Origin of the sequence: Ancylobacter terrae (assembly GCF_045108345.1) — a bacterium.
In the GTDB taxonomy this organism is placed as follows: domain Bacteria; phylum Pseudomonadota; class Alphaproteobacteria; order Rhizobiales; family Xanthobacteraceae; genus Ancylobacter.
Window position 1 is genome coordinate 303,666 of sequence record NZ_JBJGXH010000002.1, and the last position, 26,774, is coordinate 330,439.

Consider the following 26,774-nt stretch of genomic DNA (forward strand, 5'->3'; position numbering starts at 1 on the left):
GCAACGCGGTTCGACGCGGCGATCTTTCGGCCGTCGGCGGCATGCCCGTGGCCTGCCCCACGCACCGGCATCGGCCCGCCACGTTGCGGAAGCCCCGTGCGTCCGGCCCTCGGGCCACGGCCGGCCGCGGCCACGGCCGCAGGCGTCGCATACCAAGGTATGGGCGGCCCAAACACATCATATAGGCCCGCAAACGCTCGTAGAATGGAGGGATTCCGGCCCATCGTCGATGCTCTCCCCATGGCCGGCCGTCGTGGAAACGCCGCGGCGCCCGGTCGAAGAGCCGCCCGACATTCTCTTCCGACGCGGTGTCGAGGGATCGGAGCGGTTCACAGGGCAAACGGGGAGACCGATCATGTCGATGCATGTCATGCCGCCATCCGAAGGCCTGGCCACCCGCGCTCCCGCCGGCGAGATGATCGCCGCGCGCGCCCTGGCCGCCTTGTCCCGCCCCGACGCTCCCACGACGATCGATCGCGCCGGCGCGGACATGGCGGCGATCATCGCCCGCCTCTCCGGTACGCCCGGCAGCGATGCGGCGCAGTCCGCAACCGGAGCCGACCCGATGGTCCGCCGCCTGTCGCAGGCCCTTGCCGCTATCGAGCGCGAAGCGCCGGACGAGCAGGGTTTCGCCGCCGTCTACGCCGATGCGCTGCGCCTCGCCATCATCACCCGCGTCATGGATCTGCCCTCCGCGGGCGGCGACCGCTCCGATCCCGCGACCGACGCATCCGACTTCTCCGCGCCGAGCGCGCGCCAGCGTGCCGCGTCCGGCCTGCAGAAGTGGCGGCTGAAGCGCGTGGTCGCCTATATCGATGAGAACCTCGCGAGCAAGGTGACGCTTCAGGGCATGGCGGAGGCCGCCGGGCTGAGCCGCATGCACTTCGCCGCGCAGTTCCGGGCCACGACCGGCGAGCGCCCCCATGAATATCTGCTCCGCCGCCGGATCGAGCGTGCGCAGGCGCTCATGCTGGAAACGCGCGATTCGCTGGTGGCCATCGCCCTCGACGTCGGCTTCCAGACCCAGGCGCACTTCACCGCCGTGTTCCGCCGCTTCGTCGGCGACACCCCCTATCAGTGGCGCTGCGCCAACCGGGCCGGCGCCTGACACGGAAGCGGTGCGCCCTGCACCTGCCGCCACCGCGTCGCGCGCGCCGGGCTGTGCCTGCGAGCCGCAGCCGGCACCCGCCGCGTTGGACAGTGCCGTCCAACCTGTTGCGGTGATATCGCGACCACAGCCGCATTGCTCTCGCCGGGCTGCACCCACGAGCCGCGGCAGGCGCCCGCCGCGTTCGGCAACCCCGTCCGACCTGTGGCGGTGATACCGCGGGCACAGCCCCGTTGCTCTCGCCGGGCTTTGCCCGCGAGCCGCAACAAGTGCGCGCCGCGGTCGGCGCCGCCGTCCACCCGCTGGCGGAGTTACCACCCGCCCCCTTACAGCCTCGCCACTCCCCGCTTGATACCGGCCGTCGCACGATATGGCGCGTGCGGGCCAGAACGCGGCCAACGCCGGAGTTGACGGATGTCCCTCGTGCTCATTGCCACACCGGCGCTGGCCGGCCTCATCCTCCTCGCTGTCGGCGCAACGCTCGTCGCGGATGCGGCCCGCCGCACGGCTGTGCCCGCGCCTGCGACCGGCGGCCATCGGACGAAGGTGATTTTCCCCTGTTGCAATCCCCGCCGCCATTTGGCATAGAGACGCGCCGGCGCCGACGAGGCCGCCGACAGCGAGCGGTGCGGGTGTAGCTCAGGGGTAGAGCACAACCTTGCCAAGGTTGGGGTCGTGGGTTCGAATCCCATCGCCCGCTCCAAATTTTCTCAATAAAATCAGATGGTTAGCAAGCACCCTTCGGGGCGTTTTCTGCTTACCAGCAACGGCTTCGCTATTTCGGTAAGCAGACGGTAAGCGCGGCAAGGAAAGCCGTGGCGCGCTTCAGCGTAGGCGCCCGCCCTGCCCGACCGGTCAGCGACAGCGCGGAAAAGCGATGCGGCTGTTCGGCAGACCACCTCTCCCGCGTACGGGATGTCCTTTCGCCCACTGAGAGTGAAAGGTAGGATCGGGATCCCGCGACGGGTTGAGGGCCGGAAGAGGACTTCCGGCGCCCGTCATGGAGTCAAGGCTGAGGTCATCCATCGCCGAGGTCCTTGGCGATCCTTCGAGGCCGTCGAGGTTGCCACGCTGACCTGGGTCGACTGTTTCAACCATCTCTGGCTGCTGCAGGAGAGTTCTTTCGGGATAATTTCAGATCACACCTCCCTGACTGTCGGGCAGACCCACCCAAAGCCCTCAGGGCGCCAAAGTGTGAGAGGCTGGTCTGGATTTCCGTGACGGGTTGAGGGCCGAGAGAGAGTGTCTTCCGGCGCCCGTCATGGAGGGTGATCCCCATGAACATGCAGGTTCTGGATGCCGGTCGCGACGCCACTGGCGGCTACAAAGTGAATGTCACGCGCGGCGAGCGGGTCGGCCGCGTGTCGTCTGAATGGTTCTCACGGCCGGATGACGAGCGCTTCCTGTCGCTCGGCGAACTGACCGCGATGGTGCGGGGCCGGGCCGATCACAGCCGGTCGCGCCTTGTGGAGACGTCCCGCATCCATGTGGAGGCGAGCCGGTCCAATACCGAGCGGCTGGCGCTGGTGCTGCCCGGGGCGGACGCACCCGTTGAGCCCAACCATTGGTCCTTCGGCCAGCTCGCGGCCCAGATCGGGGCGCCGGCCGCCTATCTGCGCCAGCTTCCCGCCGCGCTGGCCGGCATCAACCTGCAATATGGCCTGACCGCGCACCGCGCCGAACAGATCAAGACCTATGAGACCGACAACGGCCGCACCGAGCTGCGCGCCATCTCACCCGCCGGTGCCATGGGGCTGATGCAGATCATGCCCGTGACCTGGGACGAGCTTCGGAACCATTACGGTCTCGGCGCCGATCCCTTCGACCCGCGCGACAACATCCTGGCGGGCGCGGCCTACCTGCGCCAACTCCACGACCGATATGGCAGCGTCCGCGCCATGCTCGCGGCCTACAATGCCGGGCCTTCGCGCTATGAGGCCCCGCTTTCCGGAAAGCCGCTGCCGCCAGAAACGCGCACTTACATCGCGGCTATCGCGCCGATCATCGACAAAGAGCCTGCAGCCGGCGCCACCGGATCGGTGCGGCCAATGGCGCAAAGCTGGCGCGCGGCGCCGCTGTTCTCCACGCCGCCCGCGCGCAGCAATCCCACCGATGCGGCGCTCCTCACCCCGCGACCGGGCGCGCTCTTCGTTGCACCTTTGCCAGCACGAAGGGCGCCATGACGCGGCGGACCCGTTTTCGCATCCTGTCGGGCTCTGGCGTTCCGTGGCGAGGAAGGAGGCGCAGCACAGGAATCACGACCGCACGAGGGCAGGATAAAAGGGCGCACAGTGCGCGGCGGTCGGGATGTTGTTTTTGCAGGTGTTTTCCTCGCTCTCGGCACCTTGCAGAGCAGAACCGCAAGGTTCGCGCGTGCCGCAAAGGGCGGCACATCAACGATTTTCCGCACATTGCGAGGCTTCGCCATGAGCGATGACCGCGAGTTCCGCGTCCGTCCCGGCCGCATCCGCTCGACCCGCGCCCAGCAGGCCCGCCCCTTCGTCGCCCAGGCGCTCGCTGCGGCCCGCAAGGCCGGCGGCGGGGTCTCTCGCACCGGCAAGATCGCCGCCGGCAACCGCTCGCGTTTCGGCAGCGGGCAGGTCGCCAGCCTTCAGGCCAGCCGCCGGATCACGCCGCACTCACGCGGCGCCGTGGTGAAAGCCCGCGTCGTCCGACACACAGCCTGCGTGGGCTCCCTCAGTCAGCACCTCACCTATCTCCGCCGCGAGGGCGTGATGCGCGACGGCGAGAAGGCGCGGATGTTCGGTCCCGAGAGCGAAGGCGTGGATGTCGACGCCTTCACCGAGCGTTGCCGCGATGACCGTCACCATTTCCGCTTCATCGTGTCGCCCGACGACGCCTTGGAGATGGAGGACCTGCGGGCCTTCACCCGAGACCTCGCCCGGCAGATGGAAAAGGACCTCGGCACCGGTCTCGACTGGGTCGCCGTCGATCACTGGAACACAGAGCATCCCCATGTACATCTCATCGTCCGGGGCCGCCGCGACGACGGCCAGGATCTCGTGATCTCCCGCGACTACATCAAGGAGGGCATGCGCGACCGCGCCCGAGACCTCATCACCCAGGAACTCGGTCCCCGGACCGAGCTCGACATTCGCCGGAGTTTGGAACGCCAGATCGAGGCCGAACGCTGGACCGAGCTCGACCGCCAGCTTCTCCGCGAGACCCGCGAGAGCGGCATCATCGACATGGCGCCGGCTCCAGGCCGACAGCCGAGCGAACACCATGCGCTGAAGATCGGGCGCCTCAGGAAGCTGGAGGCGCTTGGCCTCGCCAGTGAGATCGGCAATGCCCAATGGGTGATGGGGCCGGACGCCGAGGCCACCCTGCGCGGGCTCGGTGAGCGTGGCGATATCATCAAGCGCATGCACCGCGCCCTGAACGAGCGGGGCATAGAGCGCGGCACGGCAAGCTATGTCCTCGCCGCCGAGAGTCTCGATGTGCCGGTGATCGGCCGGCTGGTCCCGCGCGGCCTCGACGATGAACTCCACGGCTCCGCCTATGCCATCGTAGATGGTGTGGACGGCCGCTCCCATCACATCCGGCTGCCCGAACTCGATGCCGCCGGCGATGGCGCGCCGGGCTCCATCGTCGAACTGCGCACCTTTGACGATGCACATGGCAAGCGGCGCGTCGCGCTCGCTGTGCGCTCCGATCTAGATCTCGCCCATCAGGTGACCGCCACTGGCGCCACCTGGCTCGACCGGCAGGCCATTGCGCGTGACGCCATCGCCTTGTCGGACGGCGGCTTCGGCGCTGACGTGAGTCAGGCACTTGACCGACGCGCCGAACATCTCGTCCGCGAGGGGCTGGCTGAGCGGCAGGGACGGCGGATCGTCTTCGCCCGCAACCTCATCGAGACGCTGCGCCGCCGTGAGCTGGACGCTGTCGGCGAGAAGCTCGCCGCCGAGTTCGGCTTGCCGTTCAACAGGGCCGGCAGCGGCGAGTACGTCGCCGGCACCTATCGCCAGCGCCTCAACCTCGCCTCCGGCCGCTTCGCCATACTCGACGACGGCCTCGGCTTCCAGCTCGTGCCCTGGTCACCCTCGGTGGAGCGCCAGCTCGGCAAGCATGTCTCCGGCGTCGCCCGTGACGATGGCGGCGTCGATTGGAGCTTCGGCCGCAAGCGCGGCCTCGGCCTCTGACCCGAGAGAGGGATTATCACCATGTCGGCGACGAAAATCCTCTGGGGGCAGATCCTCACCGTGCTGCTCATCGTGCTGGCGGCGATCTGGGGCGCGACACAATATGTGGCCTGGAGCCTCGGCTTTCAGGCGCAGCTGGGCGCGCCGTGGTTCGCGCTTCTCGGGCTGCCCGTCTACTATCCGCCGGCCTTCTTCTGGTGGTGGTACTTTTTCGACGCCTATGCGCCGGACGTGTTCTTCCGGGGGGCGCTGATCGCCGCCTCGGGCGGCTTCCTCTCCATCGCGGTCACCATCGCCCTGTCGGTCTGGCGGGCGCGGGAGGCCTCCAGGGTCGAGACCTATGGTTCAGCGCGCTGGGCCGAGAAGGAGGAGGTCCGGGCCGCCGGGCTGCTCGGCTCGGATGGCGTCGTGCTCGGCCGGTATGAACGGGACTATCTGCGTCATGATGGACCCGAGCATGTGCTGTGCTTCGCGCCGACCCGCTCCGGCAAGGGCGTCGGCCTAGTGGTGCCCTCGCTGCTGACTTGGCCAGGATCGGCCATCGTCCATGACATCAAGGGTGAGAATTGGCAGCTCACCGCAGGCTTCCGCGCCCGGTATGGCCGCGTCCTGCTGTTCGACCCGACCAATGCCAGGTCCGCCGCCTACAATCCGCTGCTCGAGGTACGGCGCGGCGAATGGGAAGTGCGTGACGTCCAGAACATCGCCGACATCCTGGTGGACCCCGAAGGCTCGCTGGAAAAGCGAAACCACTGGGAGAAGACCAGCCACGCGCTGCTCGTCGGCGCCATCCTCCATGTCCTCTATGCCGAGACGGACAAGACGCTCGCCGGCGTCGCCGCCTTCCTCTCCGATCCGAAGCGCCCGATCGAGACCACGCTCGACGCCATGATGAAGACCGCCCACCTCGGCGAGGCAGGCCCACACCCCGTCATCGCCAGCGCCGCCCGTGAACTGCTGAACAAATCCGACAATGAGCGCTCGGGCGTGCTCTCCACCGCCATGTCCTTCCTCGGCCTGTACCGCGATCCGGTGATTGCCGAGGTGACGAGGCGCTGCGACTGGCGCATCGCCGATATCGTCGGCGGGAGAGCCCCTACGTCGGTCTACCTCGTGGTTCCGCCCTCGGACATCAATCGCACCAAGCCGCTGATCCGCCTGCTCCTCAACCAGATCGGCCGACGGCTGACCGAGGACCTGCAGGCCAAGGGCGACCGCCATCGTCTGCTGCTCATGCTCGACGAGTTTCCCGCGCTCGGCCGGCTCGACTTCTTTGAATCGGCGCTCGCCTTCATGGCCGGCTACGGCTTGAAAGCCTTCCTCATCGCCCAGTCACTGAACCAGATCGAGAAGGCCTACGGGCCGAACAACTCCATCCTCGACAACTGCCATGCCCGGGTGAGCTTCGCCACGAACGACGAGCGCACCGCGAAGCGTGTGTCGGATGCGCTCGGCACCGCCACCGAGATGAAGGCGATGAAGAACTATGCCGGCCACCGGCTCTCGCCCTGGCTGGGTCATCTGATGGTGTCGCGCTCGGAAACCGCACGCCCGTTGCTCACCCCCGGCGAGGTCATGCAGCTGCCGCAGGGGTGGTGTTCCTCGCTCAGCACGAGATGGAGAACATTGTCCTGCAGCACGCCGACCTATGCGCACATATTCTGGACGACGTGTCGTTCGCCACTCTGGGTTCGCGGGACCGGGCGACGGTCGAAAGCACAATAGCCATGGTTCTAGAGAGGCAGTTCAATGGCGCCCTCTGCAAGTATGCGATGGTCCACCTGGTGCATCGGAACAAGACGGGCAAAATTATTGCAAAGGTCTATTGGGGTGACGAGACGATCGACGAGGACCACCTTCGGGCACGGGTGACGGCGGCCGAGTTCGTTTGGGACGAGTTCACCGCTGAGCGCTTCAACGTCCGCTCAGCGGTTCAACAACGTCTGGAGGGCCTTCCGGATGTCATCCGCACCTACCACCGCAACAGGATCGCAGATGGAAAGACGGCTTTAGCGTATCTGGAGCATACGTTCGGCATCGCAAAGAACTGGCACGGCCATTTGATAAAGCAAATGTCGGACACGCCGTATTTCAGCCGGTTACGAGACGAGATTCTCCGGATAGCACGCGACAAATCTCGCGAAGCCACGTGCCGATGACGCCGCTGTCGCCAGGCGAGGGGTGTTCTGAACGGCAGCAACACGCCGATGATCGCTCGAATGGTCTGTCCGCAGCACGACCCCAAATGAGCCACCGGCACGGCCGCATACCCAGTGGCTGCTTTCCAACATACCATGATCAAAAGCGGACAGTCCGCTCCCGGCCCCCATACCGGACGTGCAGACACCCACTTGGCAAGGTCCGTTTCTGACGCATCCTGCAGGTTGAAAGCGGATGTCCCCCGGGGCGAAAGGACAAAGCGGTTGCGCCACTGACGTTGCCGCCCGCAACTATCCGCGCGCACCCTGCAGGTTAAGGTGGTAGCGCGTGTAGCGGCGCTCGCCAGTGCGCGTCAGGGCGCCTTTCTCGACGAGATCGTGCAGATCGCGCGTGGCGGTGGGTCGTGAGGTGCCGGTGATGGCGAGGTAGTTCTCCGCGCTCAGGCCTCCCGTGAAGCCACCGGGGCCCTCGCGCGCGGCACCTTCCGCGGCCGCGAGGCGCTGCGGGCGCTGTTCCTCACCCCGATGATCCTGCCGGTGGTGGTGCTGGCGGTCGCGCTCTATGCGTTCTTCCTGCGCCTGCACCTGAACGGCACCTTCATCGGCTTCGTGCTGGCGCATCTGGTGATCGCGCTGCCCTTCTCGATCATCGCCATCTGCAACGCGCTGGAACAGTTCGACCGCGACATCGAGACCGCGGCCATCGTGTGCGGCGCCAGCCCGCTGGAGGCCAAGATCCGCGTCACCCTGCCCGGCATCCGGCTCGGGCTGATCAGCGCGGCGATCTTTTCCTTCCTCGCCTCCTGGGACGAGGTGGTCATCGCCATCTTCATGGCGAGCCCCGACCTCCAGACCCTACCGGTGCGCATCTTCGGCACGCTGCGGCAGGACCTCTCGCCGGTCATCGCCGCCGTCTCCACCGTCCTCATCGCATTGACCGCCGGCCTCATGGCGCTCGCCGCACTGCTTCGCAAGGACGTCCGCTCATGACCTCGCCCTTCCTAGACATCCGTGCCGTTTCCAAGAAGTTCGGCAGTTTCGCCGCGGTCAGCGACGTCTCGCTCGAGATCGCCCGCGGGGAGTTCGTCACCTTTCTCGGACCCTCCGGCTCGGGCAAGAGCACCACGCTCTACATGATCGCCGGCTTTTTCCAGCCGTCGGACGGGGACATCCGCATCGACGGACGCAGCATCCTTGCCGACCCGTCGAACAAGCGGAACATCGGGATGGTGTTCCAGCGCTACACGCTGTTTCCCCATCTCAGCATCGCCGAGAACGTCGCCTTTCCGCTGCGGGTGCGGCGGTGGTCGAGGGCCGAGATCTCCCGCAAGGTCGAGGGGATGCTGGCACTCGTTCGGCTCGAGAGCTTCGCCGACCGCATGCCCGCCCAGCTCTCCGGCGGCCAGCAGCAGCGCGTCGCGCTGGCGCGAGCGCTCGCCTATGGTCCGCCGCTGCTGCTGATGGATGAGCCGCTCTCGGCGCTTGACAAGAAGCTGCGCGAGGAGATCCAGGCCGAGATCCGCCGCATCCATCGAGAGACCGGCGTGACCATCCTCTACGTCACCCACGACCAGGAGGAGGCGCTGAGCCTGTCCGATCGGGTCGCGCTGTTCAATCACGGCCGCATCGAGCAGGTGGGCAAGGGACGCGAACTCTATGAGGAGCCGCACACCCGTTTCGTGGCCGGCTTCGTCGGCCATTCCAACTTCCTCGACTGCACCATTGCGGGCCGGAAGGACGACCGCGTCGACATCGTCTTTCCCGACGGCAGCGGCTGCGCCGATATTCCGCTGCGCGCGGCGACTTCCCCCGGCGCCTTGGCACAGCTCATGATCCGCCCCGACCGATTGCAGCTCGCCGACCCGGCGCAAGCGGCCGCGCGGCCGGGCATCGACGCCGTGCTGTCCGACGCGACCTTCATCGGTGAGACCTTCCACTTCGCGGTGACGACCGGCTGGGGTGCGCAGGTGAATGTCCGGCTGCCCGCCGGCGCGCCGATGGCGCATGATCCGGTCATCGGCGAGCGTGTGCGGCTGAGTTGGGAAGCCTCTGACGTTCGCCTGTTCGCAGGCTGAGGAACCGCGCCCGGCGAACTCCGACACAGCTGGCGCCCAAGAGGGCCGAGGATCGCTATCAGCGCCGCAGGCAACTCTCCTTGAGGCATCAGGCCCACCTGCTTGCTCACTTCGATCAGCCCAACCGAGCCGGCCAAGCGCATCGGCCGCTTGGCGTATCGCACATATTTATCGAGATATCGATTATCGATGTATATATTCAAAGGCAGCACGTAGAATTGTCAGGGACGTAATTATCGCGATACCTGTCTTGTGTCCTCGCCAACGCTACAGGCCTTTGCGGGAAGGGCGCACCATGAATGACCGACCAGATGATCCGCCGGCATTGGACGACCAGTTGTGCTACGCGATCTATTCAGCCGAGATCGCGATCCAGCGGCTGTACAAACCCCTTCTCGACGGGCTTGGACTGACATACCCGCAATATCTCGTGCTCAACGTCCTGTGGCGGCAGGACGAACGCACCGTTGGAGCGATCGCCGAGAAACTAGCGCTGGAGTCGAGCACTCTTACCCCTGTGCTGAAGCGTCTCGAAGCGGCCGGCCTGCTGCGAAGGACACGCAACCCGGCGAATGAACGGCAAGTCGTCGTCACCTTGACGAGCACCGGGCGCGCGCTGCAATCGAGAGCCGGATGCCTTGGCAGCGCCTTGCGGGCGGCATCGACGCAGAGCCCGGACGCACTGGCCAAGCTCAACCATGACATCAGGCATCTGCGAGACGCGATCTACTCCCAGATCGGTGGCTGGAGCGCGCCCACCTGATCGGGACGGAGAGCTTCGCGGTGTCCCTCGGCTCAGGCATCATGGGTCACCGCAGGGGCTTCAAGTCCTGCGGCTTCGATGCCGTGTTTCCAAGGCGCGCTGAAGTCTTCGGGGCGCAACTTATGCCTCGGGTGCGTTTGCATTGGCGCCCACCGTTACGGGTCGGGCCGTTCGGGCAGCCGTGAACAGCCTCCGTTACGCCGCCTTTATGCGCGTGGAAGCATTTCGCCTATCGGCTTTATGCGCGTGAGGCGTAGCTCCGGGTGAGTTTGAACCGGAGCTTATCATGATCGCCGACCTGTCCTTTCTTGCGGGAGGCCTCGCCCTCTTCGCGCTCGCCTCCGTCGCCGTCGTCACCGCCGACCGCATCTGAGAGGCGCGCCATGACCCTCGACCTCAGCCTCGGCCTGGCGACGGCCGTTCTCCTCTTCGCCTATCTCCTCGTGGCGCTGCTGCGCCCCGAGTTGTTTTAGGAGAAGCCGGCATGGACGCCGATCTCCTTCAGTTTGTCCTGTTCTGCGGGCTGCTCCTCGCAGTCGCTGTTCCACTCGGCGCCTACATGGCGGCGGCCTTCGCCGGCGAAATGCGCTTTCTAGCGCCCGCGGAGCGGGCCTTGCTTCGGGCCGCGGGGCCTGCGGGCGAGAAGCCCCAACGCTGGACCGGCTATGCGCTTGCGCTCCTCGCCTTCAATGCGGCGGGGTTCGCGCTGCTTTTCCTGATGCTGGTCTTCCAGCACCTGCTGCCGCTCAACCCCGCGGACCTTCCCGGGCTGTCGGCGCCGCTGGCCTTCAACACCGCCCTGTCGTTCGTGACCAACACCAACTGGCAGTCCTATGGCGGCGAGACGACGCTCTCCAACTTCAGCCAGATGGTGGGTCTCACCACGCAGAATTTCGTCTCGGCCGCCACCGGCATGGCTGTCGCCGCCGCGGTGGCGCGCGGCTTCGCGACCCGACAGGGCCGGACGATCGGCAATTTCTGGGTCGATCTCACCCGGGCCACCCTCTATATCCTGCTGCCCGGCGCCTTGCTGCTGGCATTGGTGCTCGCCTTTGGCGGCCTGCCGCAGACGTTGGCCGCGGCCTTCGACGCCACCACGCTGGAAGGCGCGCACCAGACCCTTTCGCTCGGCCCGGTAGCGAGCCAGGTCGCGATCAAGCAGCTGGGCACCAATGGCGGCGGCTTCTTCAACGTCAATTCGGCCCACCCGTTCGAGAACCCGACGGCGGTCACCAATCTCCTCTCGACGCTGGCCATCCTCGCCCTTCCCGCCGCCTTCTGCTTCACCTACGGCCGGATGGTGGGCGACCGGCGGCAGGGGCGCGCGCTGTTCGCCGCCATGGCGCTGCTGTTCGTCGCGGGCTTTGCGGCCCTCTATGCCGCCGAGCAGGCCGGCAACCCGCTGCAGGCAGGACTGGTGGACGCCGGCTCCGGCAACATGGAGGGCAAGGAGGTCCGCTTCGGCATCCTCGGCTCCACCCTGTGGGCCGCCGCGACCACCGCGGCCTCCAATGGCTCGGTCAACGCCATGCACGACAGCTTCACGCCGCTCGGCGGACTGGTGACAATGCTGAACATCCAGCTGGGCGAGGTTGTGTTCGGCGGCGTCGGCGTCGGTCTCACCGGCATGCTGCTGTTCGTCATCCTCGCCGTGTTCCTGGCGGGCCTCATGGTCGGGCGGACACCGGAATATCTCGGCAAGAAGATCGAGGCGCGGGAGGTGAAGCTGGCCGCGCTCACCCTGCTGGTCATGCCGCTCGGCGCGCTGATCCTGCCCGCCCTCGCCATCGCCGCCGGCACGGCGCAGAGCTCGGTGCAGGACGCCGGCCCGCATGGCCTCTCCGAACTGCTCTATGCCTATTCCTCCGCCACCGGCAACAATGGCTCGGCCTTTGCGGGCTTTTCCGCCAATACGATGTGGCACAATACCTTCCTGGGCATCGCCATGATGCTCGGCCGGTTCGGCTACATCATCCCGATCCTCGCCATCGCCGGAAGCCTCGCCGCCAAGAAGACGGCGCCGGCAACCGCCGGCACCTTCCCGACCCACGGCGCGCTGTTCGTCGCGCTGCTGATCGCCACCATCCTCATCATCGGGGCACTGACCTTCCTCCCCGTCCTCGCCCTCGGACCGCTCGCGGAGCACGTCTCCCTGCTGGCCGGCCGGACCTTCTGAGATCTGCCATGAGCAAGCATTCTTCCCCCCCACTCGGCCTTTTCGCGCCCGGGATCATCGCGCCGGCGGCGGCCCAGGCGCTGCGCAAGCTCGATCCGCGCAGCCTCGCCCGCAATCCGGTGATCTTCTCCACCGCTCTCGTCAGCCTCGTCGCCACCGTGCTGGCGTTGCGCGAGGCGCTGGCGGGCGGCCCGAACGCTTTCATCGGGCTGCAGATCGCCATCTGGCTCTGGTTCACGGTGCTGTTCGCCAACTTCGCCGAAGCCGTAGCCGAGGGTCGCGGCAAGGCGCGGGCCGATGCGTTCCGCGCCACCAAATCCTCCGCCAAGGCCAAGGCGCTTGCCACTCCCGCGGATCGCACCACGATCACCACCAAGGACATCGCGCGCGTCGAGGTCGGCGAGCTGATCCTGGTGGAGGCCGGGGATACAATTCCCACCGACGGCGAGGTGGTCGAGGGTGCCGCCTCCGTGGACGAGAGCGCCATCACCGGCGAGAGCGCGCCGGTGATCCGCGAATCCGGCGGCGACCGCTCCTCCGTCACCGGCGGCACCCGTCTCGTCTCCGACTGGCTGGTGGTGCGCGTTACGGCGAAGCCCGGCGAGACCTTCCTCGACCGCATGATCGCGCTGGTGGAAGGCGCGAAGCGCCAGAAGACCCCCAACGAGATCGCCCTCGACATCTTACTGGCGGCGCTGACGCTGGTGTTCCTGCTCGTCGTGGTGACGTTGCCGGTCTTCGCGTCGTGGTCGGGCACCACCATCCCGGTGATCTACCTCGTCGCCCTGTTCGTCACGCTCATTCCCACCACGATCGGCGGCCTGCTCTCGGCGATCGGCATCGCCGGCATGGAACGGCTGGTGAAGGCCAATGTGGTGGCGAAGTCGGGCCGCGCGGTGGAGGCCGCCGGCGATATCGACGTGCTGCTGCTGGACAAGACCGGCACCATCACCTTCGGCAACCGTATGGCGGATGCGTTCGAGCCGGCGCCGGGCGTCACCGAGCAGGAACTGGCGGAAGCCGCGCTTCTGGCCTCGCTCGCCGACGACACGCCCGAGGGCAAATCCATCGTCGACCTGGCGCGGCGTCGGTTTGCCCTGATCGCGACGCCGGATGCGCGCGCCGTGTTCGTGCCGTTCAGCGCCCACACCCGCATGTCGGGCGTCGACCTGCCCGGCGGCGTCGCCCTCCGCAAGGGGGCGTCCGATGCCATGGCGCTGCTGTCAGGCGCGCCGCTGAGCCCGGCGGTCGACCAGATCGTCAAGCGCATCGGCGCGTCCGGCGGCACCCCCCTGGTCGTGGCGAAGGATCGACGCGTGCTCGGCGTCATCCACCTGAAGGACGTGGTGAAGCCGGCCATTCGGGAGCGCTTCGCCGAGCTGCGCCGCATGGGCATCCGGACGGTTATGATCACCGGCGACAACCCGCTCACCGCCGCCGCCATCGCCGCCGAAGCGGGAGTGGACGATTTCCTTGCCGAGGCGACGCCGGAGAAGAAGCTGGAGCTGATCCGCCGCGAGCAGGCAGAGGGACGCCTCGTCGCCATGTGCGGCGACGGTTCAAATGATGCGCCCGCGCTCGCGCAGGCCGACGTCGGGGTCGCCATGAATACGGGCACCCCGGCGGCCAAGGAGGCCGGCAACCTCATCGATCTCGACAGCGACCCGACCAAGCTCATCGAGATCGTGCTGGTCGGCAAGCAGTTGCTGATTTCCCGGGGCGCGCTCACCACCTTCTCGGTCGCCAACGACGTGGCGAAATACTTCGCCATCCTGCCCGCCCTGTTCGTGGCGGCCTATCCGGGCCTCGGCGCGCTTGATGTGATGGGGCTGGGGAGCCCGCAATCCGCCATCCTGTCGGCCGTCATCTTCAATGCCCTGGTCATCGTGGCGCTGATCCCCATCGCCCTGAAGGGGGTGTCCTACAAGCCTGCCTCCGCGTCGGCGCTGCTGGGGCGCAATCTCCTCGTCTACGGGCTGGGCGGGCTCGTCGTTCCCTTCATCGGCATCAAGGCCGTCGACCTTCTCGTCGATCTCCTGCATCTGGCCTGAGAGACTCACACAGATGAACACCTATCTTCGCCCCGCGCTGGTCCTTCTTGCCTTGTTCACCGCGCTGACCGGCATCGCCTATCCCCTCGCCGTCACCGGTATCGCCCAGATGGCGTTCCCCTCCGCGGCTAACGGCTCGCCGGTGACGGTGGAGGGTCGCGTGGTCGGATCGGCCCTCATCGGCCAGTCGTTCACCTCGGAACGCTATTTCCACGGCCGCCCCTCCGCCACCACCGCCCCGGATCCACAGGATCCGGCCAGGAGCGTGGACAGCCCCTATAACGGCGCCAGTTCCACGGGCTCGAACCTTGGTCCGAGCTCGGCCGCACTCGCCGGGGCGGTTCAGGCACGGGTGGCGGCGCTGGGTGGCGGCCCCGTTCCCGCCGATCTCGTGACCGCCTCGGCCTCGGGCCTCGATCCCGACATCTCGCCGGCGGCGGCCGCACGTCAGGTCGGCCGTGTCGCCAGGGTCAGGGGGCTGTCGGAGGCGGAGGTGCGGGCGCTGGTGAAGCGCATTACCATCGGCCGCACCTTCGGCGTCCTCGGCGAACCGCGCGTCAACGTGCTGGCGCTGAACCTCGCCCTCGACGACCTGAAGCGGTGACGGACCTGCGTGCTGCCATGTCGACCCCTCCCGAGGAACGTCCCGGCCCTGAGTCCTTCCTGGAGGAGGCGCGCATCGAAGCGCGCAGCCGGGGCGGGCCGGGGCGCCTGAAGATATTCCTCGGCGCCTCCCCCGGTGTCGGCAAGACCTTTGCCATGCTCGAGGAAGCGCGCGCCCGCCAGCTGGCGGGCGTCGACGTGCTGGTGGCGCTCGTGGAAACCCACGGCCGCTCGGAAACCGCGGCGCTGCTGCGCACGCTGGAGCAGCTGCCGCGCCGTACCGTCGAGTATCGCGGTCAGAACCTGAGTGAACTCGATCTCGACGCGCTGCTCGCCCGCCGTCCCGACCTTGCCCTCATCGACGAGCTCGCCCACACCAACGCTCCGGGCTCGCGGCACCCCAAGCGCTGGCAGGATGTGCTGGAAGTTCTGGACGCCGGCATTGATGTGACGACCACGCTCAACATCCAGCACATTGAGAGCCTCAACGACATCGTCTCGCGGATCACCGGGGTGCGCGTCACCGAGACCGTGCCCGACCATGTGCTGCAGCGCGCCGATGGCGTGGAGCTGATCGACCTGCCGCCCGAGGAACTGATCAAGCGCCTGAAAGACGGCAAGGTCTACGTTCCGCAGCAGGTCGGGCGGGCGCTGGAGAACTTCTTTTCCAAGGGCAATCTTACCGCCCTGCGCGAACTCGCCCTGCGCACCGCGGCGAGCCGCGTCGATGCGGAAATGCTCGCTTATATGCGGGCGAACGCCGTCAAAGGGCCGTGGCCCACCGAGGAGCGCCTGCTGGTCTGCGTCAATGAGGCGCCGGTGGCAAAGGCGCTGGTGCGGGCGGGAGGGCGCATGGCGGACCGCGCCCGCATTCCCTGGACGGTCGCCACGGTTCTGACCCCGCGTCACGAGACGCTGCCGGCGGAGGCCCGCGCCGCCACCCTGGACGCGCTGCGCCTCGCCGAGACGCTGGGCGCGGAGACCGTCACCCTTCACGCGGAATCGGACGCGGTCGCCGAGCTTCTGCGTTTCGCCCGCAGCCGCAACGTCTCCCGCCTCGTGGTGGGGCGCCCCCGCGGCCACGGCGCGTGGTGGCGGAAGCTGGTCGCCGTGGTGCGGGAACCGGTGGCCGAACGCCTGCTGGACGCCGCGACCGATTTCGAGATCACCATCGTCACCGACCACAACCCGACGGGGCGACGCGCGCGGATGCCGTGGCCGGTGGCCCGCCCGGACTGGCGGGGATACCTCGCCGCGCTCGGCGCCATCGTGCTTGCGAGCGTGATCGCCTGGCCGATCGGGATGTGGGATGCGATCCCGGGCGGCGCGATCACCGCCATCTACCTGACCGCCGTGCTGGTCGTGGGCGCGAATTACGGACTGGCCGCCTCGCTGGTCGCCACCGCGCTCGGCTCGATCGCCTACAACTTTCTCTATACAGCGCCCTACTACACCTTCGCCGTGAGCAACCCCGAGGATGTGGTCTCGATCCTCGTCTTCCTGGTGGGTGCGATCTTCACCGGCACCCTCGCCGGCCGGCTCACGGCGCAGGTGCAGAGCATGAGGGTGGCGCAGCGCCGTACCGAAACGCTCTACGACTTCGCCCGCAAGATCGCCGCCGCGAGCAGTTTTGACGACGTGCTGTGGGCGGGCGCCTACCATATCGCCGCCACGCTCGACTGCCGGTCGCTGATCCTCATGCCCGGCCCGTCCGGCGCGCTCGAACAGGTGCAGGGTCATCCCTCCATCGAGGAGCTCGACGCACGCGCCGAGGGCGCGGCGCGCTGGGCCTTCGAGCGGAACGAGCCGGCGGGGTCCGGAACGGCCACGCTGCCCATGAGCGAGTGGCTGTTCGTGCCTCTCGCTGCGGGCGAGACGACGCTCGGCGTCATCGGCGTGCGCTTCAGGGACCGCACCCGCAGCCTCGATCCCGAGACCCGGCGCCTGCTGCTGGCGGTGGAGGACCAGGTTGCCGTGGCGGTGGAACGGGTGCGCCTCGCCGAAGAACTGGCGGATGCGCGGGTGTCGAGCGAAAGCGAGCGGCTGCGGGGCGCGCTCCTCAATTCCGTGAGTCATGATCTGCGCACCCCGCTCGCCACCGTCATCGGCGCCGTCTCGGTGCTCGCCGAGGACGCCGACGCCCTCAGCCGTACCGACCGTCGCGACCTTGCCGGCGCCGCCCTCGACGAGGCGCGGCGTCTCGACCGCTACGTGCAGAACCTTCTCGACATGACCCGCCTCGGCCACGGCGCCCTGAGCCCGCGGCGCGCGCCGGTGGAGCTTGCGGAGATCATCGGACGCGTGCGCACCGACCTCGCGCGGCTTCTTGCGGCCCACCGGCTGGAAGCGGCGATCCCGCCCGACCTTCCCATGCTGAACGTGGATCCCGTGCTGATCGGTCAGGCGCTGACCAACGTGATCGAGAACGCCGCCAAATACGCCCCCGCGGGCACCGCCATCTCCGTGACGGCGCGCGTGCAGGGCACCGAGGCGCTGGTATCGATCGCAGATGAGGGCCCCGGCATTCCCGGCCACGAGAGGGAGAAGGTGTTCGACCTTTTCCATCGCGTCACGCAGGGCGACGGCCGGCCGGCCGGCACCGGCCTCGGCCTTGCCATCGTTCGCGGGCTGGTGGAGGCTCATGGCGGCACGGTCGTGGCTCTGCAGGGGCCGAATGGACGGGGCACAACCATCGTGCTGAGACTGCCTCTGGCTCCGACGCCCACCGATGACGGAACATGACGAACGCCGACGCGCACCGGGCTCGCATCCTCGTGGTGGAAGACGACGCTCCGATCCGCCGTTTCCTGCGGATCGCGCTGGGCAGCGGCGGCTACGACGTCGCCGAGGCGGAGCGCGGACGGCAAGGTATCGAGCTCGCCGCCACCTCTGCGCCGGACTGCGTGGTGCTCGATCTCGGGCTGCCGGACATGGACGGCAAGACGGTGATCACCGCCATCCGCGAATGGTCGCGCGTACCCATTCTCGTTCTGTCGGTACGCGATCAGGAGACGGAGAAGATCGCGGCACTCGATGCGGGCGCCGATGACTATGTCACCAAGCCGTTCGCCGTCGGTGAACTACTCGCTCGCCTCCGGGCGCTGCTGCGCGCCCGGCAGGACCGGGTCGCGGAGCCTGCCGAACAGGTGCTCGGCAGCCTCGTGGTCCATCTTGCGAATCGCACGGTGCGTGTCGAGGGCCGCGAGGTAAAGCTCACGCGCAAGGAGTTCGACGTGCTGGCCCTGCTGGCCCGCCACCCCGGCCGCCTGGTGGCCCACAGCCAGTTCCTCACCACCGTGTGGGGCCCGGCGCACGTGAACGACACGCACTATCTGCGTATCGCCATCGGCCACATCCGCGACAAGCTGGGTGACGACGCCGCCAATCCCCGCTTCATCCTCACCGAGCCCGGTGTGGGCTACCGCCTGCGAGAGGGCTGAACACGGCAGGCAGGTCGCCCCGACGAAGATCCGTGGCGCGAAGCCGCTAGCGCGACTGCCCTGCCTGCCCGCACAGGTTCCGTGCAAGGTGTTGTCCCGGGCGGGCGGGCCTGGACCCTTCCGGGACCGTCCGTCAGGAAGCTGAAGACCCTGGGCCGCTCCGGGCGTCACTCTCGATAGCGGCGGGCAGCCGCAGGTTCCAGCGCCGTCCGTCGCTCACGAAAGTGGCGTGGCTCAGGGGTTCGACATCCATCCGGAAATAGGATGTCGGCGGCGCGGCGAGCGCGTGCAGCAGGCAGGCCTTCACGACCGAGCCCGGCGCGACGGCAACGGTGCTGCCCGCCAGGGCCGCACAGGCCGACAGGAACCAACCGAGACGATCGAGCAGATCTTCGATGCACTCGCCGCCGTGAGGCGCCGCCGACGGGTCGGAAGTCCAGCTCCGGAAGCCTTTGGGATCGGCCCGGGCAACATCCTCAAGCGGCCGCCCTCTCCACGTACCGAAATCGATATCGGCCAGTTCGGGACGAATCTCGGCCTCGAGGCCGAGCGCCGTCGCGCTTCGGCGCGAGATCGGATCCGGGCCGCACCAGAAGCGGCCAGCGCGGAGCACGCTCCTCGGCACCCGCGCGGGCGGCTCGTACTCATCGCCATCCGCGGCATCGCCTCCCGGAAAGACAAGCCGCTTGGGTCGCGCGGCACAAATCATGACCAGACGATGCGTCATCATGTCGGTCCGGTAACGGTCCCTCAGTCGAGACGGGATTCGGAACCTGACGACGACCGGCGCAGCGAGCCGGCCGCCACGCCGCCGCCCGCCAGGAGCAGCATCACGCCGAGGATGATCGCGGCGACGCCGGGATCCGCGACCATTTCGGCCAGACGCGGTCGGACGACCGACGCCGTATTGAAGGCCTCACCACTCGAGGAGCAGATCTCCCCCGCCTCCGGTGTCTCGCGACGGCGTGCCTCGAGGCGATCGAGGATGGCGAGTGCCGCATGCGAGCTGGCGGGCTGGCGGCTCATCTCGACCAGCAGCACCTTGGCCGTCGCGAGATACGCGTGAGCGCAGGCGTTGAACGGGCTGTCCTCACGCGTCACGCCACCGGGCGCGAGCCCCCAGAAGCAGTAGGCGAGCTGAACGCCGAAATGATTGTAGAGACGCCGTATCGGACCGTCGGTCGCGCTTTGGCGCCGGGCGAGCGCCACGATCTCGTCGAGCCGCTCGTCCACCAGCGCCATCTCGCCATGCGAAATCGGCGGGATCGACAGGCCGGAGCGCGGTCCTTCCGCAGAGCCGCCCGAATGCGCGACGGCCATGCTGGGGAGCAATGCCGACGCCAGGACAACCGCGACCCGGGCTAGCGGCCCGAGCCGCCAGCACCGCGAAGCGACCCGGCTCATCGGAGGACACTCGCGCGGGACATCACCCGCGGCGCGACGCCTCTGCGGGCCGCGGTCTCGGCAAGGGCGCCGAATACCAGGCCCAACGCCGCCCACAACACCGACTGGACCCCGATCGAGGCGATGCGGAAGTTCCAGAGGGCGGCCGGCGAGAAGGCGGCGGGCACTTCCTCGATATCCGGCAGGGCCGCGAACATCACCGCGATGACCGCGACATAGACGAGGCCCGCGATGGTCGTGGCGTTCCAGTCACCCAGCCGTTCGGCAAGGCGACGCGCCAGCATGACGACGGCCACCATCAGCACGATCGAAAACGCCATCATGGCGAAGAACAGTTCCGTCCGTGCCACGATCGTGTCGGCGCTGCCGACGGCAGGCGGATTGGCCGGGTATTTGAGCTGCGGGACCAGGACGATCGCGATGAAGCCGAGTGTCGCGATCAACGCCGCCACGGAACGCGGTCCCATGCGTCCGAGCCGGCCATTGGCAAAGGCAAAGGCCAGCGCGAACAGGCCGCCTATCGCAGCGCCATACACGACGAGGCCGGTGAAGAGCCCGACGCCCGCCTGCGTGTCGCGGCTGATCGCCTCGGTCCCGTCCGAGGCGTCCGCCACGCCCGCGGCGTGGCTCGCTTGCTCCTCGAACGCAATCGCATACTCCACCCAGGGCTCACCAAAGACCTTGGCGAAACAGAAGGCGAGAAGGCCGGCGAGCACGCCGACCATCATGCCCCTCAACAGGAGGTTGCCGACCATCTCACTCTCCGTCAGTGGCAGGGGAAGCCGAGAAGGTGACGGCCGTCATGCACGAACTCATGCACGACGGAGCCCCCGACCAGCGAGGTGGCCCCCTCCTCGGCGCCGACGAAGTAGACGGTGAGGAGCAGCATCAGGCCGCCAAAGACAGCCCAGGGCAGGACCACCGAAACCGGGATCGGCTCGGCGCGCGCCGGCATCGGCGCAGTGGTGACATAGGCGTTGGTCATGACATATCTCCGGAGTTGAGGATTGGAGGGTCGCCGCGCGGTGGTTCCGCACGGCAAGCGGACGGAAACGGAGGGTCACCGTGCGTTGACGGGTTGCTTGGGCGCGATCCCGTGAATCCAGCCCGCCAGTTTCGCCGAAGCGAAGGCAAAGCAGGCGCCGATGATCATCGAGAACGGCACGATCAGTAGTGCGTTGCGGCTCGAACCCGAGAGCATGACGGCGGGCGTGAAGGCGTCCGCGTTCTGGGTCAGGAACGAGAAAGTGCAGGCATAGCCATAGGTCACGGCGGGGATCGACGCGAAGGCGGGGATGTGGGCGGCAAGGATGTAGATGGCGATCGATGCCGCCACGATCACAGCCCCGAGCACGGGCCCCGGCGCGAGGATTGCGAGCAACAGACCCGCGGTCCAGGCCACCGCCACCCCGAACAGGTTCGAGACGATCGTGGTCCGGAACGCGGTGGCGTCGCCGCCGCTGTGGTAGAAGCATGCCCAGGCGACGAACGCCGCCCAGATGAGGAACGCGTTGGTGGCGAGGAACAGCCAGGTGCAGATGCCGCCGAGCAGTCCCACGCTGATGGCGAGAGGGATGATCATGTTGGCGCCCTTCCAAGACGCGTGAGGACAAGGCTCCCCGTTCCGGCGCTCCAGACGGGCGCCGGCCGAAGGAAGCATCGGAGAAAGACCGCCCGGCTGGAGGTCAGATGACCTCGTCGCGGGTGCGGTGGAGGAACTCTTCCGTGCGGCGGTCGAGTTCCTCGTGGTTGATCAGGCCCTTCTCCAAAGCCAGCTTCTCGAAGGCCGCCAGCCACTGCTCATAGTAGCTCCACGTCTCGTCACCGGGCTCGTGGCTCTTGTCCCATTCGCCGATGGTGCTGATCAGGCTCTTGCGGAAATCCTCGTAAGGGTAGGATTTCGCTTCGGCGAGGGCGAGCACCATGCCGAAGGCGCGCCCCTGCCAGGGCTCGTCGAACTTCAGGCTCTCGCAGTTGCGCGGGATGGCCTCACGGCCGGTCAGGTCGTCGATATAAGCATCCATGCCCCGCCTCCGTTCACGCGGCCGCCAGGCCGAGGCCCTGCATGGCCTCGGTCGAGACCAGCGCCGCCAGTTTCTCCTCCGTCCAGCCTTCGGTGCCGGCGGGCCGCTCCGGGATCACGAAGTAGCGGACCTGCGCGCTCGAATCCCAGATCTCGATCTTGTGGTCTTCGGGCAGCGTCACCCCGAAATCGGAGAGCACACCGCGCGGCTCCCGCACGACCCGGGCGCGGAATACCGGATCCTTGAACCAGTAGGGCGGCAGGCCGAGCAGCGGCCAGGGCCAGCACGAGCAGAGCGTGCAGCAGACCATGTTGTGGATGCCGGGCCGGTTCTCGACCACCTTGAGGTTCTCGCCCTCGATGCCATCGCGCATGCCGAGTTCGGCGATCGCCTTGTTGGCATCGGCGAGCAACCGGGCCTTGAACGCCGGATCCGTCCAGGCCTTGGCCACGACCTTGGCGCCGTTGAACGGGCCCATCTCGTGCTCGAAGAAATTGATGACCCGGTCGACCGTATCGGTCCCGATGAGGCCCTTTTCGCGGAACAGGGACTCCAGTGCCTTGGTGCGCGCGGCGTAATAGCTCTCGCTCTCGCGCAGATGATGATGATGATGTTCGTGATCGCCGCTCATGGAAATCGCCTTTTTATTGACGGGTGTGCCGCCGTTATATTGCTTGATGCTGGACGGATGACGGATTACGCCGCCTCGAGATAGACCTCGAAACAATCGTTATAGAGAACGTCGCCCTTGTCCGGGATGTCGTCCCACAGATCGCGGGTCTTGAATTTCACGAGATAGACCGGCTGCGCCGTGGAGATGCCGTCGGTCGGCACGTTGTCGGCGTAGAGATAGGCCCCCTTGTAGACGGTCTCGACAACGCCGGTCTTGTTGCGCAGATAGCCGGGAAGGCGTGTATGGACCGCCGGGGGCATGTCCTTCACGCGCACTTTATCGCCGACCTTGAAGGTCGGATTGACCGCGATGTCACGGTAGGGATTGGCCCCGGTGTAGAAGTATTCGATGACCCGGCCGGTAACATCGTCGTTGCCGGCATTCGGCTGCGCCGCATCCGGATTCTGGAGATAATACGCCGTCTTGGCGTCGAGTTCTTTCTCGGAGATGTAGTTCCGGGACACCAGGAACTTGCACATGCCGCCGAGCCACTTGATGTAGTAGCGGTACTTGAAGTAGTCGAGCGGGTTCATGGACTCGGCCAGCACCCGCAGGTCCGGCCAGGCCCAGATTCCCGTTCCCATCATCGTCGTGTGAACCGCGAAGAGCTGCGCCTCCCACGGCTCGACGAACACACGCTTTTCCACCTCGACCGGGCCGAGATTCTCGATGCCGCCAAGGTAATGCTGGACTTTCATGCTGTGGTCTCCGCGATCGCTGGGCGCCCCTCCGGAAGGCGACGCCTCGAATGAAACCAGCCCGAACACCAGCCACAACCGCGGCCTAGCGCAGGCGAGCAAAATCAAAGATGCAAGGCTCCTCCGCGCAGCAGCCCCTGGCAGACAAACGCAAAAAAGCCCGTCAGCATCTTGCTGCGGGCGACTATGCCGAATTCCTATGATCTGCATGACTTGCGTCTACTTGGGCAGCACTGCCCGACGCATGGGAGAAGATTGAACTCCGCCCAGTCGGCAGTCAAGCATAATTTTTGAGCGACGGGTCGGCGGATTTTATTTTGCCCAAGCCGCAGGATCCGCTTGACAAGATGGCCACGCCGATCAAGCCTAAGAGATAGGCGCAGGGCAAGGATGCCCAATTGAGCGCCAACACTTCGATGAACATCACCCGCGCGGATTTGCGCGCCAGGCAGCGACGCCCTCAAGCCTCACGGCGCGAGGGCTTTTTTCGTTCGGCGACCGGATGACGACAGACACCTTCCGCATCGGCCTGATGTTCTCCTCGACCGGCCCCTACGGATCGGTCGCTGGCGCCATGCTGAACGGCGCCATGCTGGCGGTCTCGGAAATCAATCAAGCCGGGGGCGTGAGGCTGGCCCCCGTCGTCGTGAACCCCGACGGCGATCTCGCGCGCTATGCGGCGCTGAGCTCGCAGCTTCTCGCGTCGGGGATCACGCAGGTCGTGGGCTGCTACACCTCGTCGAGCCGGAAGGAAGTGATCCCGGCCTTCGAGAAGCATGACGGGATGCTGTGGTATCCCTCGCACTACGAAGGATTCGAGAGTTCCGACAATGTCGTATACACGGGCGCGGCTCCCAATCAGCACATCCTGCCGCTGATCGACTATCTCATGTCGTCCCATGGCGACCGCGCGTTCTGCGTCGGCTCCAACTATATCTGGGCCTGGGAGAACAACCGGATCCTGCGCGAGGTCGTGGTCGCCCGCGGCGGCACGGTGCTCGCGGAGCGCTACCTGCCGGTCGGCGAAACCGACTTCGCCAGAACCATCGAGGCCATCCTCGCGGCCCAGCCGAGCTTCGTCTTCTCCTCGCTGATCGGTGTCAGCGGCTATTCCTTCATCCGCCACCTGCGCGAGGCCTGCATTTCCCGCGGGATCGACCAGCCGGCGGTCATGCCGGTCGCGAGTTGCAATCTCAACGAACCGGACCTGATCGATATCGGCCCCGGCGCGATGGACGGGCACGTCAGTTCCAGCGTCTATTTCTCGTCCTTGCCGACTCCGGAAAGCCGCCGCTTCGTCGCGAACTATGCGGCCGCCTATCCGGACAAGCCTTGGGCGTCGGCCGATGCCGAGGCTTCCTACATCGCCGTGAAGCTCCTTGCCGCCGCCATGGCCGAAGCGGGATGCGACGAGATCGGCGCCGTGCGCCGAACGTTGGCGAACCAGCATCTGGCCGCGCCTCAGGGCGAAATCCTCGTCGATGCCGAGACCATGCATCTCTATCTCACCCCGCGCATCGGCCGGTCCCGCTCGGACGGTTCTTTCGAGGTAATCCGCCAGGAACCCGCCCCCATCCGCCCCGATCCCTATCTCGTCCGCTTCTCCGCGACGGATGGGTGGGGTTCGTCCACCTCCCGGCTGCGCGTGGTGAGATGATGTCCCAGATGCCGGTCCAGAACTTCCGCGGCATGCGCGCCTTGATCTTCGCCTCCGGCGAGGGGGGCGTCGACACATTGGCCTCGGTGCTCGTCAAGCTCGGGCTCTCTGTCGAAAGGCCCGGCGTTCCCGCCCCGATGGCGCATGTCGACATCGGGGCGCTCAGCCCTGATCGCGACGTTCTGTTCGTGGATGGAGACGTCGAGGGCGTGCTGCCCCCCGAGGCGTTGGTCAACGGCCTGCCGCCCGTACCCGTGATCGGCCTCGTCGGCGTGGAGGCGCCGAGCCGGTTGAAGGCTCTCTTGGCGCAGGGCGCAACCGCGTTCCTGCGCAAGCCGGTCTATGCGGGCGCGGTCTACACCACGCTGTTTCTCGGCGTGAACCAATATCTGCAGCGACGGGCACTGGCCGACCAGCTCAGCGAGCACCAGGACCGCCGACGGCGCCGACGACTGGTCATCAAGACCATCGTGCGCCTCATGGAGGTGCATGCCGTCGACGATGACGAGGCGTACGCCATTCTGCGGCGGGACAGCATGCGCAGCCGGCTCAGCCTCGAGGATTACTGCGAACAACTGCTCGCCTGCCGGTCAGAGCCGACCGGAACGTCCCAAGACGCGTCGGAAGGGCGGACTCTCTCCCGACGCTGACCCATCGACCCATTGACGCACATGTTGGCCGACGTTCGCCGAAGTGGCGACGCGGCGCCTTGCGCATTTCAGGGAACGAGGGGTGCCACCGGCGCCAACCCGCGTTCCATCAGGAGAACGGCATCATGAGCTGGCTTGAGCAATCGATCATGGCGGCGCGCGGCGAAGCAAATGGGCGACCCGGCGACACCTTCTCCATCACCGAGGCGATCCAGGGCAAGTACCACTACGTCTATGGTCCCTACGCCGAGCCGGTCCTGCGAGTTGACCCTGGCGCCGTGGTCTCGGCCGAAACGCATGACGCGATGGAAGGCCAGATCCGGCATGAGAGCGACAGCCCGAGCGCCATCCTGAATTTTCCGTTTCTGAACCCGCAGAACGGGCCGATCTTCGTCAATGGCGCCGAGAAGGGCGACTGCCTCGCGGTGCATATCCGGAAGATCGTGCCCCGCGGCCCGCAGCCGGTCGGCACGACATGCATCATGCCGGAATTCGGGGGCCTCGTCGGTACCGGAGACACCGCGCTGCTCAACCCGCCACTGCCGGAAGTCGTCAAGAAAGTGGAGGTCACGCCCGAAGGCGGGGTGGTCTGGAACGACAAGATCACGCTGCCCTACGAACCGTTCATCGGAACGATCGGGACCTCCCCGGAGATCGAGGCCATTTCCTCCCTCGTTCCGGACTACTACGGCGGCAACATGGACTTGCCGGACGTCGGGCCCGGGGCCGTGATCTACCTCCCCGTTCACGTGAAGGGCGCCCTGCTGTACCTCGGGGATTGTCACGCCACGCAGGGGGATGGCGAGATCTGCGGCTTCGCCATCGAGCATCCGACAGTGACGACGATCCAGATCGACCTCATCAAGAACTGGTCGTTTCGCTGGCCTCGCCTGGAAACAGAACACGCCATCATGACGATCGGGTCCGGTCGGCCGATGGAGGATGCCGCCCGCATCGCCTACCGCGAACTGGTGCGCTGGATGGCCGCCGATTATGGCTTCGACGAACTGGAGGCCTACATGCTGCTCACACAGGCCGGCAAGCTCCGGGTCGGCAACATGGTGGATCCGAAATACACGCTGGGTGCGTCGATCCGGAAGTCACTGCTCCGATAGTCGCGCAGGTGA

General features: G+C 67.0%; 25 protein-coding genes, 1 tRNA gene and 3 pseudogenes. 20 read left to right on the forward strand and 9 right to left on the reverse strand.

Annotated elements, in window-relative coordinates:
- The first annotated feature begins 355 nt into the window (after window positions 1-355).
- The 8 genes and pseudogenes from ACEUEL_RS15695 (at window position 356) to ACEUEL_RS15730 (ending at window position 7,433) form a co-directional block, all read left to right on the forward strand.
- Entirely contained in the window at window positions 356-1,108 is a 753-nt protein-coding gene (locus ACEUEL_RS15695) for an AraC family transcriptional regulator (protein WP_405707276.1), read from the forward strand.
- A 414-nt stretch (window positions 1,109-1,522) separates the two neighbouring features.
- Entirely contained in the window at window positions 1,523-1,696 is a 174-nt protein-coding gene (locus ACEUEL_RS15700; protein WP_405707278.1) for a hypothetical protein, read from the forward strand.
- Window positions 1,697-1,736: 40 nt separating this feature from the next.
- Window positions 1,737-1,811: transfer RNA gene (locus tag ACEUEL_RS15705), tRNA-Gly, on the forward strand.
- Window positions 1,812-2,385: 574 nt separating this feature from the next.
- Window positions 2,386-2,844, forward strand: a pseudogene (locus ACEUEL_RS15710) (DUF932 domain-containing protein); the annotation flags it as partial.
- Window positions 2,845-2,874: 30 nt separating this feature from the next.
- Entirely contained in the window at window positions 2,875-3,291 is a 417-nt protein-coding gene (locus ACEUEL_RS15715) for a lytic transglycosylase domain-containing protein (RefSeq protein WP_454892298.1), read from the forward strand.
- Window positions 3,292-3,534: 243 nt separating this feature from the next.
- A complete protein-coding gene (locus ACEUEL_RS15720) occupies window positions 3,535-5,274 on the forward strand; it encodes a relaxase/mobilization nuclease domain-containing protein (protein WP_405707279.1) in 1,740 nt (579 codons plus the stop codon).
- Between the two features lie 21 nt (window positions 5,275-5,295).
- Window positions 5,296-6,999, forward strand: coding sequence for a conjugal transfer protein TraG (locus ACEUEL_RS15725; protein WP_405707281.1), 1,704 nt, complete (start codon window positions 5,296-5,298; stop codon window positions 6,997-6,999).
- A gap of 47 nt (window positions 7,000-7,046) precedes the next feature.
- Window positions 7,047-7,433 (forward strand): hypothetical protein, encoded by a 387-nt coding sequence (locus ACEUEL_RS15730; RefSeq protein ID WP_405707283.1) that lies wholly within the window; start codon window positions 7,047-7,049, stop codon window positions 7,431-7,433.
- Between the two features lie 291 nt (window positions 7,434-7,724).
- Here the strand turns inward: ACEUEL_RS15730 and ACEUEL_RS15735 are convergent.
- Window positions 7,725-7,907: pseudogene (locus tag ACEUEL_RS15735) on the reverse strand (hypothetical protein); the annotation flags it as partial.
- On the opposite strand from ACEUEL_RS15735, the pseudogene ACEUEL_RS15740 reads away from it, so the two are divergent.
- The 9 genes and pseudogenes from ACEUEL_RS15740 to ACEUEL_RS15780 form a co-directional block, all read left to right on the forward strand.
- Window positions 7,902-8,423 (forward strand): annotated as a pseudogene (locus ACEUEL_RS15740) (ABC transporter permease); the annotation flags it as partial. The pseudogenes ACEUEL_RS15735 and ACEUEL_RS15740 overlap by 6 nt on opposite strands.
- Entirely contained in the window at window positions 8,420-9,508 is a 1,089-nt protein-coding gene (locus tag ACEUEL_RS15745; RefSeq protein ID WP_405707285.1) for an ABC transporter ATP-binding protein, read from the forward strand. The pseudogene ACEUEL_RS15740 and the gene ACEUEL_RS15745, both read left to right, overlap by 4 nt.
- Before the next feature lie 295 nt (window positions 9,509-9,803).
- Window positions 9,804-10,271: a MarR family winged helix-turn-helix transcriptional regulator gene (locus ACEUEL_RS15750; RefSeq protein WP_405707287.1), complete on the forward strand. Its 468-nt coding sequence runs from the start codon at window positions 9,804-9,806 to the stop codon at window positions 10,269-10,271.
- 383 nt (window positions 10,272-10,654) lie between these two features.
- A complete protein-coding gene (kdpF, locus tag ACEUEL_RS15755) occupies window positions 10,655-10,744 on the forward strand; it encodes a K(+)-transporting ATPase subunit F (protein WP_405707289.1) in 90 nt (29 codons plus the stop codon).
- An 11-nt stretch (window positions 10,745-10,755) separates the two neighbouring features.
- A complete protein-coding gene (gene kdpA, locus ACEUEL_RS15760; protein ID WP_405707291.1) occupies window positions 10,756-12,447 on the forward strand; it encodes a potassium-transporting ATPase subunit KdpA in 1,692 nt (563 codons plus the stop codon).
- A gap of 8 nt (window positions 12,448-12,455) precedes the next feature.
- Window positions 12,456-14,498, forward strand: coding sequence for a potassium-transporting ATPase subunit KdpB (gene kdpB, locus ACEUEL_RS15765; RefSeq protein ID WP_405707293.1), 2,043 nt, complete (start codon window positions 12,456-12,458; stop codon window positions 14,496-14,498).
- Window positions 14,499-14,511: 13 nt separating this feature from the next.
- Window positions 14,512-15,102, forward strand: coding sequence for a potassium-transporting ATPase subunit KdpC (gene kdpC, locus ACEUEL_RS15770; protein WP_405707295.1), 591 nt, complete (start codon window positions 14,512-14,514; stop codon window positions 15,100-15,102).
- Window positions 15,103-15,119: 17 nt separating this feature from the next.
- Entirely contained in the window at window positions 15,120-17,843 is a 2,724-nt protein-coding gene (locus tag ACEUEL_RS15775) for an ATP-binding protein (protein WP_405707297.1), read from the forward strand.
- Window positions 17,840-18,541: a response regulator gene (locus tag ACEUEL_RS15780; protein ID WP_405707299.1), complete on the forward strand. Its 702-nt coding sequence runs from the start codon at window positions 17,840-17,842 to the stop codon at window positions 18,539-18,541. The genes ACEUEL_RS15775 and ACEUEL_RS15780 overlap by 4 nt, the downstream gene beginning before the upstream one ends.
- A 133-nt stretch (window positions 18,542-18,674) precedes the next feature.
- On the opposite strand, the gene ACEUEL_RS15785 is transcribed toward ACEUEL_RS15780, so the two are convergent.
- The 8 genes from ACEUEL_RS15785 to nthB form a co-directional block, all read right to left on the reverse strand.
- Window positions 18,675-19,268 carry a histidine phosphatase family protein gene (locus tag ACEUEL_RS15785; RefSeq protein WP_405707301.1) on the reverse strand — a complete coding sequence of 198 codons (594 nt, stop codon included), beginning with the start codon at window positions 19,266-19,268 and terminating at the stop codon, window positions 18,675-18,677.
- A gap of 23 nt (window positions 19,269-19,291) precedes the next feature.
- The gene (locus ACEUEL_RS15790; protein ID WP_405707302.1) at window positions 19,292-19,945 is read right to left on the reverse strand and encodes a hypothetical protein; all 654 of its coding nucleotides are present in this window, start codon (window positions 19,943-19,945) and stop codon (window positions 19,292-19,294) included.
- On the reverse strand, window positions 19,942-20,700 hold the full coding sequence (locus ACEUEL_RS15795) for a CbtA family protein (RefSeq protein WP_405707304.1): 759 nt from the start codon (window positions 20,698-20,700) through the stop codon (window positions 19,942-19,944). The genes ACEUEL_RS15790 and ACEUEL_RS15795 overlap by 4 nt, the downstream gene beginning before the upstream one ends.
- An 11-nt stretch (window positions 20,701-20,711) precedes the next feature.
- Window positions 20,712-20,930 (reverse strand): CbtB domain-containing protein, encoded by a 219-nt coding sequence (locus ACEUEL_RS15800; RefSeq protein ID WP_454892297.1) that lies wholly within the window; start codon window positions 20,928-20,930, stop codon window positions 20,712-20,714.
- 75 nt (window positions 20,931-21,005) lie between these two features.
- Entirely contained in the window at window positions 21,006-21,527 is a 522-nt protein-coding gene (locus ACEUEL_RS15805; protein ID WP_405707306.1) for a DUF1097 domain-containing protein, read from the reverse strand.
- A 103-nt stretch (window positions 21,528-21,630) separates the two neighbouring features.
- A complete protein-coding gene (locus ACEUEL_RS15810) occupies window positions 21,631-21,969 on the reverse strand; it encodes a nitrile hydratase accessory protein (RefSeq protein ID WP_405707308.1) in 339 nt (112 codons plus the stop codon).
- Window positions 21,970-21,982: 13 nt separating this feature from the next.
- Window positions 21,983-22,600, reverse strand: coding sequence for a nitrile hydratase subunit alpha (gene nthA, locus ACEUEL_RS15815; RefSeq protein ID WP_405707310.1), 618 nt, complete (start codon window positions 22,598-22,600; stop codon window positions 21,983-21,985).
- A 65-nt stretch (window positions 22,601-22,665) separates the two neighbouring features.
- Window positions 22,666-23,340 (reverse strand): nitrile hydratase subunit beta, encoded by a 675-nt coding sequence (nthB, locus tag ACEUEL_RS15820; protein WP_405707312.1) that lies wholly within the window; start codon window positions 23,338-23,340, stop codon window positions 22,666-22,668.
- 502 nt (window positions 23,341-23,842) lie between these two features.
- Here nthB and ACEUEL_RS15825 point away from each other — a divergent pair.
- The 3 genes from ACEUEL_RS15825 (at window position 23,843) to ACEUEL_RS15835 (ending at window position 26,762) form a co-directional block, all read left to right on the forward strand.
- Window positions 23,843-24,997, forward strand: coding sequence for a transporter substrate-binding domain-containing protein (locus ACEUEL_RS15825; protein WP_405707314.1), 1,155 nt, complete (start codon window positions 23,843-23,845; stop codon window positions 24,995-24,997).
- Between the two features lie 8 nt (window positions 24,998-25,005).
- Window positions 25,006-25,647, forward strand: coding sequence for an ANTAR domain-containing response regulator (locus tag ACEUEL_RS15830; protein ID WP_405707315.1), 642 nt, complete (start codon window positions 25,006-25,008; stop codon window positions 25,645-25,647).
- A 125-nt stretch (window positions 25,648-25,772) separates the two neighbouring features.
- Entirely contained in the window at window positions 25,773-26,762 is a 990-nt protein-coding gene (locus ACEUEL_RS15835; protein ID WP_405707317.1) for an acetamidase/formamidase family protein, read from the forward strand.
- The last annotated feature ends 12 nt before the right edge of the window (window positions 26,763-26,774 follow it).

Bases quoted from the DNA above. Each gene is read 5' to 3' on its own strand.
- ACEUEL_RS15725 (WP_405707281.1), top strand. From the start codon at position 5,296: ATGTCGGCGACGAAAATCCTCTGGGGGCAGATCCTCACCGTGCTGCTC.
- ACEUEL_RS15810 (WP_405707308.1), bottom strand. From the start codon at position 21,969: ATGGATGCTTATATCGACGACCTGACCGGCCGTGAGGCCATCCCGCGC.
- kdpC (WP_405707295.1), top strand. From the start codon at position 14,512: ATGAACACCTATCTTCGCCCCGCGCTGGTCCTTCTTGCCTTGTTCACC.
- ACEUEL_RS15825 (WP_405707314.1), top strand. From the start codon at position 23,843: ATGACGACAGACACCTTCCGCATCGGCCTGATGTTCTCCTCGACCGGC.
- ACEUEL_RS15830 (WP_405707315.1), top strand. From the start codon at position 25,006: ATGCCGGTCCAGAACTTCCGCGGCATGCGCGCCTTGATCTTCGCCTCC.
- kdpA (WP_405707291.1), top strand. From the start codon at position 10,756: ATGGACGCCGATCTCCTTCAGTTTGTCCTGTTCTGCGGGCTGCTCCTC.
- ACEUEL_RS15800 (WP_454892297.1), bottom strand. From the start codon at position 20,930: ATGACCAACGCCTATGTCACCACTGCGCCGATGCCGGCGCGCGCCGAG.
- ACEUEL_RS15775 (WP_405707297.1), top strand. From the start codon at position 15,120: ATGTCGACCCCTCCCGAGGAACGTCCCGGCCCTGAGTCCTTCCTGGAG.
- nthA (WP_405707310.1), bottom strand. From the start codon at position 22,600: ATGAGCGGCGATCACGAACATCATCATCATCATCTGCGCGAGAGCGAG.
- ACEUEL_RS15700 (WP_405707278.1), top strand. From the start codon at position 1,523: ATGTCCCTCGTGCTCATTGCCACACCGGCGCTGGCCGGCCTCATCCTC.
- nthB (WP_405707312.1), bottom strand. From the start codon at position 23,340: ATGAAAGTCCAGCATTACCTTGGCGGCATCGAGAATCTCGGCCCGGTC.
- ACEUEL_RS15715 (WP_454892298.1), top strand. From the start codon at position 2,875: ATGCCCGTGACCTGGGACGAGCTTCGGAACCATTACGGTCTCGGCGCC.
- ACEUEL_RS15795 (WP_405707304.1), bottom strand. From the start codon at position 20,700: ATGGTCGGCAACCTCCTGTTGAGGGGCATGATGGTCGGCGTGCTCGCC.
- ACEUEL_RS15835 (WP_405707317.1), top strand. From the start codon at position 25,773: ATGAGCTGGCTTGAGCAATCGATCATGGCGGCGCGCGGCGAAGCAAAT.
- ACEUEL_RS15695 (WP_405707276.1), top strand. From the start codon at position 356: ATGTCGATGCATGTCATGCCGCCATCCGAAGGCCTGGCCACCCGCGCT.
- ACEUEL_RS15785 (WP_405707301.1), bottom strand. From the start codon at position 19,268: ATGACGCATCGTCTGGTCATGATTTGTGCCGCGCGACCCAAGCGGCTT.
- kdpF (WP_405707289.1), top strand. From the start codon at position 10,655: ATGACCCTCGACCTCAGCCTCGGCCTGGCGACGGCCGTTCTCCTCTTC.
- ACEUEL_RS15805 (WP_405707306.1), bottom strand. From the start codon at position 21,527: ATGATCATCCCTCTCGCCATCAGCGTGGGACTGCTCGGCGGCATCTGC.
- ACEUEL_RS15780 (WP_405707299.1), top strand. From the start codon at position 17,840: ATGACGAACGCCGACGCGCACCGGGCTCGCATCCTCGTGGTGGAAGAC.
- ACEUEL_RS15720 (WP_405707279.1), top strand. From the start codon at position 3,535: ATGAGCGATGACCGCGAGTTCCGCGTCCGTCCCGGCCGCATCCGCTCG.
- ACEUEL_RS15790 (WP_405707302.1), bottom strand. From the start codon at position 19,945: ATGAGCCGGGTCGCTTCGCGGTGCTGGCGGCTCGGGCCGCTAGCCCGG.
- ACEUEL_RS15750 (WP_405707287.1), top strand. From the start codon at position 9,804: ATGAATGACCGACCAGATGATCCGCCGGCATTGGACGACCAGTTGTGC.
- ACEUEL_RS15730 (WP_405707283.1), top strand. From the start codon at position 7,047: ATGGTCCACCTGGTGCATCGGAACAAGACGGGCAAAATTATTGCAAAG.
- kdpB (WP_405707293.1), top strand. From the start codon at position 12,456: ATGAGCAAGCATTCTTCCCCCCCACTCGGCCTTTTCGCGCCCGGGATC.
- ACEUEL_RS15745 (WP_405707285.1), top strand. From the start codon at position 8,420: ATGACCTCGCCCTTCCTAGACATCCGTGCCGTTTCCAAGAAGTTCGGC.